Annotated in this window: 16 protein-coding genes and 1 riboswitch; of the genes, 4 read left to right on the forward strand and 12 right to left on the reverse strand. The window is 71.8% G+C overall.

Translation table 11 applies throughout. From position 1 onward, the window contains the following. Positions 1-68 precede the first annotated feature (68 nt). Both EV668_RS09145 and EV668_RS09150 read right to left on the reverse strand, forming a co-directional pair. Positions 69-1,193, reverse strand: a complete 1,125-nt coding sequence (locus EV668_RS09145) for a DSD1 family PLP-dependent enzyme (protein WP_133769442.1) — start codon at positions 1,191-1,193, stop codon at positions 69-71. A gap of 68 nt (positions 1,194-1,261) precedes the next feature. Next, positions 1,262-2,653, reverse strand: a complete 1,392-nt coding sequence (locus EV668_RS09150) for an amidohydrolase family protein (RefSeq protein ID WP_133769443.1) — start codon at positions 2,651-2,653, stop codon at positions 1,262-1,264. Between the two features lie 105 nt (positions 2,654-2,758). Here EV668_RS09150 and EV668_RS09155 point away from each other — a divergent pair, with 105 nt between their 5' ends. After that, entirely contained in the window at positions 2,759-3,775 is a 1,017-nt protein-coding gene (locus EV668_RS09155; protein WP_133769444.1) for a FecCD family ABC transporter permease, read from the forward strand. Beyond that, positions 3,772-4,536, forward strand: a complete 765-nt coding sequence (locus tag EV668_RS09160) for an ABC transporter ATP-binding protein (protein ID WP_133769445.1) — start codon at positions 3,772-3,774, stop codon at positions 4,534-4,536. The genes EV668_RS09155 and EV668_RS09160 overlap by 4 nt, the downstream gene beginning before the upstream one ends. Here EV668_RS09160 and cobD read toward each other — a convergent pair. Continuing rightward, entirely contained in the window at positions 4,488-5,714 is a 1,227-nt protein-coding gene (gene cobD / locus EV668_RS09165; protein WP_425359599.1) for a threonine-phosphate decarboxylase CobD, read from the reverse strand. The genes EV668_RS09160 and cobD overlap by 49 nt on opposite strands. Here cobD and cbiB point away from each other — a divergent pair. Beyond that, entirely contained in the window at positions 5,702-6,664 is a 963-nt protein-coding gene (gene cbiB / locus EV668_RS09170; RefSeq protein WP_133769446.1) for an adenosylcobinamide-phosphate synthase CbiB, read from the forward strand. The genes cobD and cbiB overlap by 13 nt on opposite strands. Here the strand turns inward: cbiB and EV668_RS09175 are convergent. Genes EV668_RS09175 through cobO form a run of 6 tightly spaced genes read right to left on the reverse strand, consistent with a single transcriptional unit; the run spans position 6,659 to position 10,227 of the window. Continuing rightward, positions 6,659-7,054, reverse strand: coding sequence for a type II toxin-antitoxin system VapC family toxin (locus EV668_RS09175; RefSeq protein ID WP_133769447.1), 396 nt, complete (start codon positions 7,052-7,054; stop codon positions 6,659-6,661). The genes cbiB and EV668_RS09175 overlap by 6 nt on opposite strands. Continuing rightward, complete coding sequence (locus EV668_RS09180) at positions 7,051-7,296, reverse strand: antitoxin (protein ID WP_133769448.1); 246 nt, start codon at positions 7,294-7,296, stop codon at positions 7,051-7,053. The genes EV668_RS09175 and EV668_RS09180 overlap by 4 nt, the downstream gene beginning before the upstream one ends. Before the next feature lie 58 nt (positions 7,297-7,354). Further along, a complete protein-coding gene (locus EV668_RS09185) occupies positions 7,355-8,860 on the reverse strand; it encodes a cobyric acid synthase (RefSeq protein ID WP_133769449.1) in 1,506 nt (501 codons plus the stop codon). A 5-nt stretch (positions 8,861-8,865) separates the two neighbouring features. Beyond that, complete coding sequence (locus EV668_RS09190) at positions 8,866-9,177, reverse strand: helix-turn-helix domain-containing protein (protein WP_133769450.1); 312 nt, start codon at positions 9,175-9,177, stop codon at positions 8,866-8,868. Continuing rightward, positions 9,174-9,545, reverse strand: coding sequence for a type II toxin-antitoxin system RelE/ParE family toxin (locus tag EV668_RS09195; protein WP_133769451.1), 372 nt, complete (start codon positions 9,543-9,545; stop codon positions 9,174-9,176). Before EV668_RS09195 ends, EV668_RS09190 begins: the two co-directional genes overlap by 4 nt. Positions 9,546-9,603: 58 nt before the next feature. Then, positions 9,604-10,227 carry a cob(I)yrinic acid a,c-diamide adenosyltransferase gene (gene cobO / locus EV668_RS09200; RefSeq protein WP_133769452.1) on the reverse strand — a complete coding sequence of 208 codons (624 nt, stop codon included), beginning with the start codon at positions 10,225-10,227 and terminating at the stop codon, positions 9,604-9,606. A gap of 104 nt (positions 10,228-10,331) precedes the next feature. On the opposite strand from cobO, the gene EV668_RS09205 reads away from it, so the two are divergent. Further along, entirely contained in the window at positions 10,332-10,844 is a 513-nt protein-coding gene (locus EV668_RS09205; RefSeq protein WP_133769453.1) for a TerB family tellurite resistance protein, read from the forward strand. A gap of 4 nt (positions 10,845-10,848) precedes the next feature. Here the strand turns inward: EV668_RS09205 and EV668_RS09210 are convergent, their stop codons facing one another. The 3 genes from EV668_RS09210 to ldtR form a co-directional block, all read right to left on the reverse strand. Continuing rightward, positions 10,849-14,847 carry a cobaltochelatase subunit CobN gene (locus EV668_RS09210; RefSeq protein ID WP_245512962.1) on the reverse strand — a complete coding sequence of 1,333 codons (3,999 nt, stop codon included), beginning with the start codon at positions 14,845-14,847 and terminating at the stop codon, positions 10,849-10,851. Beyond that, positions 14,847-15,401 (reverse strand): bifunctional adenosylcobinamide kinase/adenosylcobinamide-phosphate guanylyltransferase, encoded by a 555-nt coding sequence (gene cobU, locus EV668_RS09215; RefSeq protein WP_425359600.1) that lies wholly within the window; start codon positions 15,399-15,401, stop codon positions 14,847-14,849. The genes EV668_RS09210 and cobU overlap by 1 nt, the downstream gene beginning before the upstream one ends. Positions 15,402-15,442: 41 nt before the next feature. After that, positions 15,443-15,649, reverse strand: a riboswitch (cobalamin riboswitch). 229 nt (positions 15,650-15,878) lie between these two features. Then, positions 15,879-16,388, reverse strand: a complete 510-nt coding sequence (ldtR, locus tag EV668_RS09220; protein WP_133769455.1) for a transcriptional regulator LdtR — start codon at positions 16,386-16,388, stop codon at positions 15,879-15,881. Positions 16,389-16,483: the final 95 nt, after the last annotated feature.

The following is a 16,483-nucleotide window of genomic DNA, read 5'->3' on the forward strand; positions in this document are numbered from 1 at the left end:
CACCGACAGAGATACGACGTCAGCCTCCGACGACAAGGTGTGCGGTACCTTCACGGCCTCGGGGCAGGTCACGCCATGCGGCCGCGGGCGGCGACCGGCCAGAGGCATTCGACCCGGCCGCGCCGGACGCCGACATACCAGTCGTAGCGGTCGACCGTCGGGTCGCAATGGCTCGGCACAAGGCGCAGCTTCTCGCCGAGCTTCGGCGCCGTTGTCTCCGGCGTGAAGGCGATGTTGCCGTGCTCGTCCGAGGCGCCCGTGAGCCGGAGGTCGGGGCGCCGCCAGACCTGCGGCAGGCCGCTATCGACGCCATAGGCCTTGTGGCCCGCATCGCAGATCGCGAGGCCCGGTGCCGCCCGGCTCATCACCGTCGTCAGGACGAAGAGCGCCTGCCGGAAGGTCGAGACCGCAGCGCCGCTCCTGTCGAGATTGAGCGCGTAATCCGAATCCATGAAGCAATAGCTGCCGGCCTGGATCTCCGTATAGACGCCCGAGGCCATCTCGAACGGGAAGGTGCCGGTGCCCCCTCCCCCGACGATCGGGCAATCGAGCCCGACCTGGCGCAACTGCTCGACGGTGCGGCGGGCATGGGCCGCGGCCTCGGCGATGACGCGCTCGCGCTCCTCCTCGCGCCGCAGATGCTGCGCCCGGCCGTGATAGGCCTGGAGCCCGCCGAAGATCAGATGCGGCGAGCCGGCGATCCGCTGCGCGAGTTCGACCGCGGGCGGCCCGGGCTGGACGCCGCAGCGGCCCGCCCCGACATCGATCTCGACGAGAACCGAAAGCCGCCGTCCGGCCGCGTCCGCGGCCCGCTCGGCCGCCTCGACCTGCGCGCCGTCATCCACGCAGACGGCGACCTTGGCGATGCCGGAGAGCGCCAGAAGCCTCGCGAGCTTCGCATCACCCACGACCTCGTTGCTGACGAGGATGTCGGGCACGCCGCCCCAGGCGAGCGCCTCCGCCTCGCCGACCTTCTGCACGCATTGCCCGACCGCCCCGCGCCGCATCTGCCAATGCGCGATCACCGGCGATTTGTGGGTCTTGGCGTGAGGCCGCAGGGCGACGCCGCTCGCGCTGGAGAACTCCGCCATCCGGTCGAGATTGGCCTCGAAGGCGTCGAGGTCGACGACGAGCGCCGGGGTGTCGATCTCCTCCTCGGACTGGCCGGGCCGGGCCGGGGGGACCTGAATCATGGAAGGCGCTCCGTCTGTCGGCGCGGAGCTTCGCCGCTCCGGCCCTGGAAGACCATCCCGGCCAGGCGCTATTTCGCGCGGTCGAGGACGCCGCGGATCGAGGCGCGGGCGTCCTGCACGAGCTTGCCGAGATCGATCCCGAGGAGCTCGAAGTCGCGCTTGACGATGCGGCCGCCGACCATGACCAGCGCGACGTTGCCGGGACGGGCGGAATGGACGAGGAGCGCCGACGGATCCCCGCCATCGTCGCCGACGAGGTTGAGGGCGGAGAGGTCGATCATCTGGAGGTCGGCGCGGCGGCCGATCGTCAGGCTGCCGATCTCGTCGCCGAGGCCGAGCGCCTCCGCCCCGCCCCGCGTCGCGAGGGCGAGGAGCCGACGCGGCTCGACCGCCGTCTCGTCGCGGGCACCGCCCGTCTCGACCAGCGACAGGACTCGCAGCGTCGTGAACATGTCCGCCGTGCCCGCGAGCGCGATCCCGTCGATCCCGAGCCCGAGACGCCGGACTCCCCGATAACGGTCGTATCGCGTGAGGCCGAAGCCGACGCGCTGCTCGCTGAGGGGCGTCAGGACGAGCGAGGCGCCGCTCTCGTTCAGGGCGGCGAGCTGGTCGGGCCGCGCATCGCTGCCGTGGATGACGGCAAGCGCGGGGAAGAGGAGACGGCGCCGGATCAGCGCGTCGAACATCGCCGGCCCCTGGCCGCTGACATGGACCTGGACGGGCAGGCCGAGCCGGCGCCCGGCCTCGACCTCCCGCATCTTGACGGTCCAGGCAGCCTCGTCGTCGAGATTCGGCGGCAGGCGCCAGGCGATCCCGAGCGACAGCCGGCCGCCGTCGGACATCGACGGCAGTTCCGCCTGCAACGCTTCGAGATGGGCGAGATCGATCGGATCGGCCGTCGTCTTGCTCTTCTGGCCGTAATACAGGCGCCCCCGGACCGGAGCGTCGCGCAGGGCGCGGAGCCCCGCGAGCGCATGGTCCCGGTCGCGCACCCCGTCGAAGAAATCGGCGACCGTCGTGATGCCCGATGCGACCGATTCGACGGCGCCGAGATGCATGCCGAGATAGGTGTCCTCCGGGCGATACTGCGCCTGGAGCCGGCTGACCCGCTGGAAGAAGCGCGTCTCCTGCGTCGCCCCGAACAGGCCGCGCATCTGCGTGATCGCGCCATGGGTATGGGCGTCGACGAAGCCGGGCATCGTCACGCAGCCCGTCCCGTCGATGACATCGGCACCGGCAGGCGCCGCGATGGTCGGCGCGATCTGCGCGATTCGGCCGTCGCGGACGAGAAGGTCGGCGCGGCGCGGCTCGTCGTCGCCCGGCACCATGGTCAGGACCGTGCTGCCCCGGACGAGGACCGGAGCGGCGCTCGCCTGCGCGCGCGCCGCCTTCGGCAACAGGCCGGCGAGGCCCCCGGCCGCAGCGAGGCCGAGGAGGTGTCGTCGATCGATCTGGGTCACGGTCCCTCCTGAGGCCGCGACCTGGACGCCCGGACGACAAAAGTCCACCGCCGGGGAGTGCTTGCCCCCACTAGCTGACCACCCCGCTTCGGTGCAGAAGGCGGCATGGCCCCCTCCCGGTCGCGGCTCGTCGTCCCCATCGCCTTCGCGGCGCTCCTCGCTCTGTTGTTCCTCGTCTCGCTCGGGATCGGGCCGGTGAGGCTCGCGCCCTGGACGGTCGCACAAGCGCTGTTCGGCCGGGGCGACGAGACCGCGCGCATCATCGTCGCCGAGATCCGCCTGCCGCGCGCGATCCTGTCGGTCGCGATCGGCGCCATGCTGGGGCTGTCGGGAGCGGCGATGCAGGGGCTGCTGCGCAACCCGCTGGCCGCGCCATCGCTTTTCGGCGCCCCGCAGGCCGCGGCCTTCGGGGCCGTCGCGACGATCTCGCTCGGGCTCACCGACGCCCTCTCCCTGTGGTTGCCCGCCGCCGCGATGGTGGGGGCCTTCGTCTCCGTCTTCCTCCTTCTCGCGGTGGCGGGCCGCAATGCGGGGCTGACGCTCCTCATCCTCGCCGGACTCGCCATCTCGAGCCTCGCCGGGGCGGCGACGGCGCTGGCGATGAACCTCGCGCCGAACCCCTTCGCCGCGCTCGAGATCGCCTTCTGGCTCCTCGGCTCGCTGGAGGACCGCTCGATGCGCCACGTCGCGATGACGCTGCCCTTCATCGCCGCCGGTGCCGTGATCCTCTTCGCGAACCGGAACGCCTTCCGCGCCCTGACGCTCGGCGAGGACGCGGCGGCGAGCCTCGGCATCCGCGTCGCGCGGCTCCGTCTCGCCGTGATCGCGGGCGTCGCCATGGGGATCGGCGGGGCCGTCGCGGTGGCGGGCACGATCGGCTTCGTCGGGCTCGTCGCTCCCCATCTCGTGCGACCGCTCGTCGGCTACGATCCGGCCCGGCTTCTCCTGCCGGCCGCGCTCGCGGGCGCGTGCCTGCTGACGGCCGCCGACATCGCCGTCCGCATCATCCCCTCGACGACCGACATCAAGGTCGGCGTCCTGACGGCGCTGATCGGCGTGCCGTTCTTCCTCTACCTGATCCTGCGCGAGCGCCGCCGCCTCGGTGCGGGGCTCCTGCCGTGAGCCTCGCGGTCGAGGATCTCGGCGTCGCGCTCGGCGGCCGGAGCGTGGTCGAGGGCGTCTCCTTCGCGAGCCCCGCCGGCCGCTTCCTCGCGCTGGTCGGCCCGAACGGAGCCGGCAAGACATCCCTCCTGCGCGGCCTCGCCGGCCTCGTCCGGGCGTCCGGACGGATCCGGCTCGGCGAGGACGACCTCGCTGCGCTTGCGCCCCGCGAGCGCGCGCGCCGCGTCGCCTATCTGCCCCAGGGGCACGAGGCGCATTGGCCGTTGCCGGCGCGCGACATCGTCGCCCTCGGTCGCATCCCGCACGGCGCGGGCGATCCGACCCGCCTGTCGCCCCGCGACGCCGAGGCGGTCGAGGAGGCGATGCGGCTCACCGATACGCTCGCCTTTGCCGACAGGGCCGTCACGACGCTGTCCGGCGGCGAGCGGGCGCGCGTCGCCCTCGCCCGCGTCTTCGCGGTCGGCGCGCCGTTGGTGCTGGCGGACGAGCCGACCGCCGCGCTCGATCCGGGCCATCAGATCGCCGTCATGCAGGCCCTGCGCGGCGCGGCGCGAGCCGGGGCGATCGTCGTCGCCGTCACGCACGATCTCGGCCTCGCCGCGCGCTTCGCCGACCGGGTGCTGGTGCTGGATGGCGGCCGGATCGCGGCGGATGGCGAGCCGGAGGATGCGCTCTCCGCCGAAACGCTCCGCCGCGTCTTCGGCGTCGAGGCCTATCGCGACCGGTTCCGCGACGAGGCCGTGCTGGTGCCCTGGGCGTGAGCGGCCTCCCGCAAAGCCTCGCGCAAGCGCGCGAACCCGGCTTCGTCCGGCGGCAGGCCGAAGCGCAGGAGATCGGGCGCCCAATCGAAGCGGCGGCACCAGACATGTGCGGCCGCGAGACGCTCGTGCAGATCCGCCGCCTCGGGATGCCGCACCAGCCGGTAGAGGCCCGTTCCGCCGCCGGGAGAGAGGCCGGCCTCGCCGAGCACCGCATCGAGCCCGGCCGCCTCCTGCGCCAGCCGAACCCGCATCGCGGCGGCCCAATCCTCGTCGGCCAGGGCCGCCGCGCCGACCGCGAGGGCCGGGCCGGATACGGCCCAATCCCCGAGCGCCGCCCGAAGCCGCTCCGCGACGGCCGGCTGCGCGACCGCGAAGCCGAGGCGCAGCCCCGCAAGGCCGTAGAACTTCCCGAAGGAGCGCAGCACGATCACCGGCAGGTCCGGCACGAGGGAGGCCGCCGTCATCGCGGGGTCGAGATCGGCATAGGCCTCGTCGACGACGAGCCAGCCGCCGGCCCGAGCGCAATCCTCCGCCATCGCGGCAAGAGCAGCAAGGCCGAGGATGCGGCCGTCCGGATTGTTCGGGTTCACCACGACGCGGTGGGTGGGGGAGGCGCCGCCGATCCCTCCCTGAAGGGGAGGGTCGAGTCGCTCCCGGACTTGCTCCGGGAGCGAACCGGGGTGGGGACATCCCCGGCCGGGCAGCACCCCACCCCGGTCGGCTGGCGCCGACTCGCCCTCCCCTGGAGGGGAGGGATCGGGGGCGGGGATCACGTCCCGCCCCGCCGCGCGCCAGGAGGCGGCGTGCTCGGCATAGGTCAGCCCGAGCACGGACACGGCCCCCGGCGGGGCGAGGCGCGGGAGCCATTGGATCAGCGCCTGGGTGCCGGGCGCCGCGACGATCTCGGCTCCCTCCGGCACGCGATAGGCCTCGCGGGCGGCGTCGAGCAGCGCCCGCATCGCGGCGCTGCCCGGAAGCCGCTCCCAGCCGGCATGACGCAGCGCCGCCGGCACGGGCCAAGGATGCGGGTTGAGACCCGTCGAGAGGTCGAGCCAGGCCGGATCGCCCTCGCCGTGACGGGCCTTGGCCTCGAACAGATCGCCGCCATGTTTCATGAGCCCCGCATCGCGCGGCGGGCCTCCGGCCGCAAGAGCCGCGCGGACCGATGCTGAGCGCACCCGACGCCTTGTGGGTGCTCCTCGGCGCGCTGATCGCGGATGCCGTCATCGGCGATCCGGACCCGGTCTGGCGCCGGCTGCCGCATCCCGTCGTCTGGCTCGGACGGCTCGTCGCCCTCGGCGACACGAAGCTCAACCGGGAAAACTGGAGCCGGAGCCGGCGCAAGGCGGCGGGGATCGCCTGGCTCACCCTGCTCCTCGGCACGGCGATCGGGGCGGGATGGCTGATCGAAACGGCTCTGCGCGCCCTCCCCTTCGGCCCCGTCTGGGTCGCCCTCGCGGCCTCCCTGCTGATCGCGCAGCGCAGCCTCTACGACCACGTCGCGCGGGTCCGCGACGCTCCGGGTCTCGAAGCGGCCCGCCAGGCGGTCTCTATGATCGTCGGACGGGAGACGAGCCGGCTCGACGAGGCCGGCATCTCGCGCGCGGCGATCGAATCGGCGGCCGAGAACTTCTCAGACGGCATCGTGGCGCCGGCCTTCTGGTTCGCGATCGGCGGGCTGCCGGGGCTGGTCGCGTACAAGGCGGTGAACACGGCCGATTCCATGATCGGCCACCTCTCGCAGCGCCACCGCGATTTCGGCTGGGCCTCGGCGCGCCTCGACGATCTCCTCAACCTCGTCCCGGCCCGGCTCTCCGCGCTCCTGATCGCATTCGCGGCGCCCCTGGCCGGCGGCTCCGTCGGCCGGTCGCTCCGGACCGCCTGGCGCGACGCCGGCACGCATCGCTCGCCGAATGCCGGCTGGCCCGAGGCGGCGATGGCCTCCGCCCTCGGCCTCGCCCTCAGCGGCCCGCGCCTTTACGCGGCCGGGCCGGTCGAGGCGCCGTTCCTGTGCCCCGAGGGCCGGCGCGACGCGCGCCTCGCCGATATCGGACGCGGATTGAGGGTGATGGCCGGCGCCTGCCTGCTCCAGGGCATCGCGATCGCCGCCCTCGCATGGGCGCTATGACGTCTCCCAATCCTCGACCGCGAGGCCCTCGACGCGCTGGAACTCGCGGATATTGCGGGTGACGACGATGAGGTCCCGCCGCAGGGCCTGTCCGGCGATCAGGATGTCGTGAGGTCCGATGGGCGTCCCGGCCGCTTCGAGCTTCGCGCGCACGTCGCCCGCCCACCGGGCGTCCTCCTCGGTGAAGTCGAGCACGGTGAAACCAAGGCCACGGACGCGCCGGTCGTTCTCCGCGTAACGCGCGCTCTTGCGGGCACCGAAATGCAGTTCGTACGCGACGATGGCCGACAGAACGATGTCGTCGGGAGTACAGGCCCTGACGAGACGATCGACCTGCTCATGTCCCCTGAGGAGCGCGATGACGGCGTTCGTATCGAACAGGTATCTCACTTGAAGAGGTCGTCGAGTTCGGGCCGCTCCTGCTGGGGTAGGTCCTCTTCCGTGGCCCGGACGAAGTCCTCGTCCAACGGACCCTGGATGGCGTCCAGCCAAGCCCAATCCTTCGCGACCGGCTCAAGGATCACGCGGCTCCCCTCCTTGCGGATCAACACGACGTCGCCGTCGAACCGGAATTCCTTCGGAAGTCGCACGGCCTGCGAACGGCCGGTCCAGAACACCTTCGCCGTCGTCATGGCTTGAGCTCGCCTCGCTGCTCGATACCAGTGATATATATCACGGCGGCAGCCGAGCTCAACGCCCGCGCGCGATCGCGAGCATCGCATCGAGGTCGAGATGGCCCTCGACCGCATCGGCGAGCTCGTCCAGGGCCGCCTCGATCCCCGCCTCGTAGGCGAGTGTCGAGGCTGTCCGAAACCCGGAGAGGTAGGCCGCCCTGAAGCCATCCGAGGCGAAGAGGCCGTGGACGTAGCAGCCCTGGACGCGCCCGTCGGGGCTCGCCGCGCCGTCGGCCCGCCAGCCGGCCCCCTCGGCGATATCGAGGAGAGGCCGCGTGCAATCCGGCCCGTCCGTCCGGCCGAGATGGATCTCGTAGCCGGAGACGGAGAGCCCCGAGGCGCGATGCCGGGCATGGGCCGGAGCCGTCACCTTGTCGGGCGTCAACACCGTCTCGACCTCGAGAAGGCCGAGGCCCGGCACCGTGCCGGGCGGCCCCTCGATCCCCTCGGGATCGGCGATGCTGCACCCGAGCATCTGGTAGCCGCCGCAAAGCCCGAGGACATGGCCGCCCCGGCGGCGATGGGCGGCGATGTCGACGTCCCAGCCCTGGGCGCGCAGGATCGCGAGATCGCCGATGGTCGATTTCGAGCCGGGCAGGACGACGAGATCGGCATCGCCCGGCAGCGCCTGGCCCGGCGGGACGAGGACGAGGTCGACGCCCGGTTCCTGCCGGAGCGGATCGAGATCGTCGAAATTCGCGATCCGCGCGAGGATCGGCACCACGATCCTGAGGCGCCTTCCCTCCCCCGCCGCCGGGGGGCGCGAGAGATCGAGCGCGTCCTCCGCCGGCAGCCGCAGAGCGGCCGGCAGGAACGGCAGGATGCCGAGGCAGGGCCAGCCGGTATGCTCGACGACGGCTCGCGCGCCGGGCTCGAAGAGCGAGGCGTCGCCGCGGAACTTGTTGATCGCGAAGGCTGCGATGCGCCGCCGGTCCGCCTCCTCCAGCACGGCATGCGTGCCGACGAGGCTCGCGATGACGCCGCCCCGGTCGATATCGCCGACGAGGACGACCGGCACATCCGCCGCCTCGGCGAAACCCATATTGGCGATGTCGCCCGCCCGCAGGTTGGTCTCGGCCGGGCTGCCGGCGCCTTCGACGAGGACGAGGTCCATGCCCTCGCCGAGCTTGGCGAAGCTCTCGATAACCGCCGGCAGAAGCTGCGCCTTGCGCGAGCCGTAGTCGCGCGCCCGCAGCGTGAAGGCGCGCCGCCCCTGCACGATCACCTGGGCGCCGGTCTCCGTCTCCGGCTTCAGCAGCACCGGGTTCATGTGGACGGAGGACGCAAGGCGGCAGGCCCGCGCCTGTACGGCCTGAGCCCGCCCGATCTCGCCGCCGTCATCGGTCGCGGCGGCATTGTTCGACATGTTCTGCGGCTTGAACGGCGCGACCCGGAGCCCGCGCCGCACGAAGGCCCGGCACAGGGCCGCGACGAGCGTCGACTTGCCCGTGTTCGAACCCGTGCCCTGGATCATGAGGGCGGGGATGCGGACGGATGCCCGCCGCGATCCGGTCGACCCCATCGCGTTCACGACGTCGGCGTCTGTTGATCCGCCAAGGCTTTCCGGACGATCTCCGGCTCGCGCTCGATGACCTTCAAATATGCCCGGGCAGCGGTGTCGGGCTGGCGCCGTCCCTGTTCCCAGTCCCGGATCGTGCCGGCCGAAAACCCAAAAACCTCTGCGAACCGCGTCTGGGTCATCCTCAGCCCCGCGCGGATCCCCGCGACGTCGACCGTCGCAGGCACATGCACGCGATAGCTGGACGGATCGGCCTCGCCACGCGCGATACTGCGTGCTTCCTTCGCCGCGACGATCAGGCGCTTTCCAAGACTGGTCATCGTCCGCCTCTCCTCCGCGTCGCCCCAGCTCGGCCCGCCCGATACTCGTCCGCGAGCGTCACCAGGATGCGTCGCAGCTCATTACGTTCTGCGCTCGACAGGTTCGCGCGCTCGCCCTTGTCGATGAGGGCCAGCAGGAACACGGGGACATCCTCCGCCGCAAAATAGGTCACGATCCGATAGCCACCGGATTTGCCTTTGCCTCGGCGCGCGACCCTGAGCTTCCTGGCTCCGCCGGTGCCGACCATGAGATCGCCCGCCATCGGGTCGCTCGCGATGATCGAGACGATGGCGGCCATCTCATCGGCATCGAGACCAGCCGCCCTCGCATCGGCGAGATAGCTGCCTGTCTCGATCACGCCGTGCATGCCGCAACCGTATACGGCAATGCCGTATACGGGACAAGACCAGCTTAGGGTTCGTTCCTCAATACTCGATGCCCTTCTGCGCCTTGATGCCCTGGCGGAAGGGATGCTTCACGAGAGTCATCTCGGTCACGAGATCGGCGATCTCGATCAGCTCCGGCTTGGCGTTGCGGCCGGTGACGATCACGTGCTTGTCCGCCGGCTTCTCGTCGCGGAGGAAGGCGACGACCTCCTCGACCGGCAGGTAGTCGTAGCGCAGGACGATGTTCAGCTCGTCGAGGAGGACGAGCCGGTGGCGCTCGTCCCGGATCAGCTCCTTGGCGCGTTCCCAGGCGCTGCGGGCGACGGCCATGTCGCGGGCGCGATCCTGCGTATCCCAGGTGAAGCCCTCTCCCATGACGTGGAGCGTGACGAGATCGGGGAAGCGGCCGAGCAGCTTCGCCTCGCCCGTCTCCCAGCTCGGCGCCTTGATGAACTGGACGATGCCGACCGGCCAGTCATAGGCGATGTGGCGCATCACCATGCCGAGGGCCGCCGAGGTCTTGCCCTTGCCCGCGCCGGTATGGACGATGAGCAGGCCCTTGTCCGCGCTCTTGCCGGCGAGCAGCTTCTCCTTGCTCGCCTTGTGCTTCTTCATCTTCTCGGCATGGCGGGCATTGGCCTCGGCTTCGGTCTCGACGGTCATGGACGAACCTTTCTGCACGCCCTCTCGGCGGCCTCGTTCTCGGGTGATAAGAGCGCTCGCGGCCCGACGATCCCGGGCCGAAGGCAGATGACAGAGGAGACCTGATGGTCGTCATCATCGGCGTTCTGGCGATCGTCGGCGGCATTCTGATCTGGGTGCTTCGCGCCCACAGCGCCGTCACGGCCGTGCGCGACCTCGACCGGGACACGAAGGGACTGCGCCGGCGCATCCGGCATGCGGTGCAGGATTTCGCCGGCGGCGCCCTGCGGCGGATCAACGACCCGCGCCTCGCCGCGGCGATCCTGATGATCCAGCTCGTGCGCGCCGAGGGCGCGATGAGCGCGGAGGAGAAGACCGAGATCCTCGACGTGATGGAGACGAAGCTCGGCCTGCCGGATCCGGCCGCGACCTTCGAGAAGGCCTGGGGCTATACCGAGCCCGGCCGCCCCTTCTCGATCTTCGCCGACGAGCTTCTGCCCCTGTTCCGCAAGAGCCTCGACGCCCGCGAGCGCGACGACCTCGTCGGCATGCTCCGGCGCATCGCCGCCGCCGACGCCCCGCCGAGCGATCTTCAGGGCGAAGCCGTCATCCGCCTGAAGAAACGCCTGAGGTCCTGAGCGGTCAGGCTGCATCGGAGGTCAGTCCCGCCAGCAGCGCCCCGGCCCGGTTCGAGCGCGGCTGCCACAGGCCACGGCGAAGGGCCTCCTCGAACCGCGCCGCCGTCTCGCGCAGGGCCGCGGGGTTCGCCTCCTCCATGAAGGAGCGCACCGCCTCGTCCTCGAGATAGGCCGCGAAGAGCTGGTCGAAATGGTGCGATTTCACCGCATCGGTCGTCGCGGCGAAGCCGAAGAGATAATCGACGGTCCCGGCGATCTCGAAGGCGCCCTTGTAGCCATGGCGCATCACGCCGGCGATCCATTTCGGGTTCGCCGCCCGGCCGCGCACGACGCGGGCGATTTCCTCCGACAGGGTGCGGGCCAGGGGCGCCTCGGGCCGCGAGGTGTCGAGATGGAAGACGGGCGGCGCCCGCCCGGACACCGTCTCCACGGCCGCCGCGAGGCCGCCCATGAACTGGTAGTAGTCGTCGGAATCGAGGATGTCGTGCTCGCGGTTGTCCTGCGCCTGCACGACGGCATCGATGCCGGCGAGCCGATCCCGGAAGCCCGCATCGTCGGCCTCGCCCTCGCGCCCGCCGCCATAGGCGAAGCCGCTCCAGGCGAGATAGGCACCGGCGAGGTCGTCGCGGCTCTGCCAGCCGCCCTCGTCGATCGGCGCCTGGAGCCCGGCCCCGTACGCGCCGGGCATCGAGCCGAAGATCCGCGTCGAGGCGCGGCGGCGCGCCTCCTCGCTCCCTCCCGCCGCCTCGCTCTCGGCCCGCACGCGGGCGGCGAGCGGGTTCTGGTCGTCCGGCTCGTCGAGCGCGGCGATGGCGCGCACCGCGGAATCGACGAGGTCCATCTGGACCGGGAAGGCGTCGCGGAAGAGGCCGGAAACGCGGAGCGTGACGTCGACGCGCGGGCGCTTGAGTTCCATGAGGTCCATGATCCGGAAACCCGTCACCCGGCCGGAGCCCGGCTCCCAGACAGGCCGCGCGCCGAGAAGGGCGAGCGCCTGGGCGACGTCGTCGCCGCCCGTGCGCATATTCGCCGTCCCCCAGAGCGAGAGCGCGATGGCGCGGGGCCAGTCGCCCTCCTCCTGCACGTAGCGCAGCACGAGTTCCTCGGCGGCCGCGCGTCCCGTCCGCCAGGCCGCCTCGGTCGGAACCGCCCGGCTGTCGACGGCGAAGAAGTTGCGGCCGGTCGGCAGCACGTCCGGCCTCCCGCGCGTCGGGGCTCCGGACGGCCCCGGCGGCACGAAATGCCCGTCGAGCCCCGCGAGGCACGCGCCGATCTCCGCCTCGCCGGACGCGGCGATGGCGGGGCGGAGCTCCTCCGCGATCCAGCGCAGCACCGGCAGCGTGCGGGTCCAGGCCGGATCGGGCGTGGCGCGGCCGCACACCAAGGCCTCGGCCAGCGCCTCGATGCGCTCGACGGTATCCCCCGCGATGCGCCAGGGGGGATCGCTCCGTGCACTTGCGCGGCCCTCATCCTGAGGTGCCTCGCGGAGCGAGGCCTCGAAGGACGCAGAACGGGTGTGCGTGCTTCGAGGGCCGCCTGCGGCGGCCACCTCAGCATGAGGATGGTGGGAACAGGATCGCGCTCCGACCCGGGTCAACACCTCCGGCTTCGGCCCCGCATAGGCCGCCGCGAGGTCTCGCGTCAGGGGGTCGAAGCCGAGGCCGAGATCCTCGGCGAGGGCGCGGTGGAGGGAGGCGTCCTCGGGGCGGAGGTCCGAACGCGGCAGGCGTGCGATCGCGACGAGCAGCGCATCCAGCGCCCCCGCCTCCGGCGCGCGGCCGAGGATATGCAGCCCGTCGCGGATCTGCATCTCCTTGAGGTCGCACAGATGCGCGTCGATGCGCCGGAGCGTCTCGTCGGGCGACGTGTCGGAGGCCAGATCGAGATCGGCATCGAGGCGCATCGTGCTCGAGAACGCGAGGATGTCGGAGGTCAGGGCATCTGCCCGCTTCGGATCGAGATCGGCCGCCGTCGCGTATTCGTCGACGAGCGCCTCGAGGCGCGAGAGGTCGCCGTGGAGCTCGGCCCGCGCCAGCGGCGGCGTCAGGTGGTCGACGACGACCGCCGCGATCCGCCGCTTCGCCTGCATCCCCTCGCCGGGATCGTTGACGATGAAGGGGTAGAGGTTCGGCAGCGGCCCGAGCAGCGCCTGGGGGAAACAGGCCGCCGTGAGCCCCGCCGACTTCCCCGGCAGCCATTCGAGGTTGCCGTGCTTGCCGAGATGGACCGCCGCATGCGCATCGAAACCGCGCCGGAGCCAGAGATAGAAGGCGAGGTAATGGTGCGGCGGCGCGAGATCCGGCGCGTGATAGGTCTCCTTCGGGTCGATGTTGTAGCCCCGCGCCGGCTGGATGCCGATCACGACATGGCCGAAGCGGTGCAGGCCGAGCCGGAAGGCTCCGGCCTCGACATGCGGATCGTCCTCCGGCTCGCCCCAGCGCGCCTCGACGGCCGCCCGCGTCTCCTCGGGCAGCATCGCATAGGCGGCGCGATAGGCGTCGAGCGGCCAGCGCACGCCCGCGCCTCGTCCGATCCGCCCGGAGCGGCGGCGGGCGAGGTCGTTGGTCGGACCGCTCGTCAGGAGCGCCATCAGGTCGGCCGAGGTCTCGGGCGCCGCGTCGAGCCGGTAGCCCTCCTCACGCAGGGCCGCGAGCAGCATCGCCGTGCTCTCGGGCGTGTCGAGCCCGACACCGTTGGCGAGGCGTCCGTCGCGGTTCGGATAATTCGCAAGGACGAGCGCGACGCGGCGATCGCCCGGAGCCGCGCGCCGCAGCCTCACCCAGGCGGCGGCGAGATCGGCGGCGGCCGCGATCCGATCCGGCACCGAGCGGCTGACGACAGGGCCTCCGGCCTCGCCCTCCTTGAAGGCGACGGCGCCCGCGAAGATGCGCCCGTCCACCTCCGGCAGGACGACGTGGATGGCGAGATCGCGCGGCGTCAGCCCGCGCGGCGACGCCCGCCACGCCGCTTCGCTCGTCGAGGCGAGGGAGACTTGCAGGACCGGGCAATCGGCGTTCGGGAGGGAGAAAGCCGGTCGGCCCGCACCAACCCTCCCCCCGCTTGCTGAGGGGAGGGCGGACTCGGCCGAAGGCCGAGCCGGGTGGGGGGGCTGTCCGCCTTCCCGACAGTCGAGTCTTCGCGTCGACACCCCCCACCCCGGTCCTCCGCTTCGCTCCGGCTCGCCCTCCCCACCGCTCCGCGGGGGGAGGGTTAGGCCCGCCACGCCCACCGCGAAGGCGGTAGCGTTGAGGATGATGTCGGGCGGTGCGGCCGCGAAGGTCGTCGCGACGAGGGCGGCGGAGGCTTCGTCCTTGAGGCTCGTCACGTAGATCGGCTGGGCGGCGATGCCGCGATCCTCGAGCGCATCGCGCAGGGCCTCGATCGGCTCGGTCATCCCGCCCTGGACGAGCGCCCGGTAGAACAGGATCGCCGCCCGGGGCCGCCCGTCCGGTGGGACGACCGAGGGCCAGAGCCCCGCCGACGGGACGGGCCGCGGCGGAGGCGGCGCCTCCCCTCGCCCCAGCGCATGGGCGAGGAAGGCGAGCGCGCCCGCGACGTTCTCCGCCCCGCCCTCGGCGAGATAGCGCCAGAGCACGCGGGTCTCGGCCTCTCCGGCCGTGCCGCGCGCCGCGAAATCGGCGTCCCAGCGCGTATCGCCCGGCACGCAGTACAGGGACATGCCCCGCTGCAACGCCGCGCGGCGGAGCTGTTCGATGCCATAGGGCCAGTAGCTCTCGCCGCCGAGGAGCCGCAGGACGACGACCCGCGCCTGCGCCAGCGTCCGCTCGACGTAGAGATCGACCGAGAGGGGATGGCGGAGGGCGAGGAAGTTCGTCAGCGCCACCGAGGGCGCGCCCTCCGGCTGCTGCTCCGCCGCCCGGCCGAGGGCCGCGAGCTCCGTATCGGCCGCGGAGAGGATGACGATCTCGGCCGGGTCCTGGTTCAGGTCGCGCGCGGCCGAGCCGTCATCCAAGCCTTCGGCGGGGGCGAACTGGATATGCATCAGACGGCCGCCGCAGGATCGCCCTTGAGCCGCAGCGGCAGGCCGGCGGCCACGAAGACGACCGCGGGAACCGCCGCAGCGACGGCCTGGTTCAGCCGGCCCTGCGCATCGCGGAAGCGCCGGCCGAGCGGCGTTTCGGGCACGAGCCCCATCCCGACCTCGTTCGAGACGAGCACGACGGGAGCGGGAAGCCGGCCGAGCGCCGTGCACAGGCGCTCCGTCTCGGCGTCGAGGTCGCGCTCGGCGAAGACAAGGTTCGACAGCCACAGCGTCAGGCAATCGACGAGGACCGCCCTGCCCTCCCGAGCCTCGGCGCTCAGCGCCTCGGCGAGGGCGAGCGGCTCCTCGCGCGTCGTCCAGCCGGGTCCGCGCCGCGCCCGGTGCAGCGCGATGCGCTCCCCCATCTCCGCATCGCCGGCCTCGGCCGTCGCGAGGTAGAAGGGCGCGAGCCCGCTGTCGCGCACGAGCCGTTCGGCATGAGCCGACTTGCCCGAGCGGGCGCCGCCGAGAACGAGAGTCGTGACGAGGGGCGCTGAGGCGCCGGACATGGACATTCCCCTCCCGGCCCGCCGCCGGAATCGTCTTCGGAGAGGTCGTGGGACCCCGATGTCCGGCCGGTCTCCTGGCTCGCGGATCGACGCCTCGCCCGTCTTCCCGGTCGGGATGGAACCCTTGACCAGTGACGTTTGGGCGAGGCTCTCCGCCTACAGTTGCGGGGGCAGCCGCGGCATGAGCCCTCCGTCGAGCCCGTCCCGCATTCCCGTTTCACCCCTCGCGGGGCACCGGACACGGACTCACCAAGCACGACGGGGCGGCGGCGGCAAGCGGAGGCGGGCGCCCGGCGGAGCTGCCGATGCGTGCTTCGAGACGCCGCCCGCTCCGCGACCGGCTCCTCACAGCCGTCATGGCCGGGCCTGTCCCGGCCATCCACGCGGTGTCCCTGCCTGAGCGTCGAGGGCTCGCGGGCGACGGCCGTGTCGTGGATGGCCGGGACAGGCCCGGCCATGACGGCGTGTGCGTCAAACGGGGCGTCAGAGCCGGTAGCGGATCTGGTCGGTCCAGAAGCGCTCGAGGCGCACCAGGGACTGGTTCAGGCGCTGGAAATCGTCGGTCGAGATGCCGCCGATGGGCTCGATCGTCCTGGCGTGCTTGTCGTAGAGGCCGGAGACGATGTCGTGAACCTGCTTGCCCTTGTCGGTCAGGCTGATCCGCACCGAGCGCCGGTCGATGCGCGAGCGGGCGTGGTGGAGATAGCCCATCTCGACCAGCTTCTTGACGTTGTAGGAGACGTTCGAGCCGAGATAGTAGCCGCGGGTGCGCAGCTCGCTGGCGGTCAGCTCCTTGTCGCCGATATTGTAGAGCAGGAGCGCCTGGACGCTGTTGACGTCGTCGCGGCCGCGGCGCTCGAACTCGTCCTTGATCACGTCGAGCAGGCGACGGTGCAGGCGCTCCACGAGGTGCAGGGCCTCGAGATAGGTGGGGCGGACTCCCGCCTCCTGCACGTCGTTGGCGACCTCGACCTTCTTGGCTGCGTTGCTCATCGGATGCCTCATCTTCGTCGCGAACCTGGCTGAACCGGTCCGCTTATGAGGCCAATTTAGGTCGACCGAATGAAGACCACTTTAAGTAACAGGAT

Source organism: Enterovirga rhinocerotis, from assembly GCF_004363955.1.
Taxonomy (GTDB): domain Bacteria; phylum Pseudomonadota; class Alphaproteobacteria; order Rhizobiales; family Beijerinckiaceae; genus Enterovirga; species Enterovirga rhinocerotis.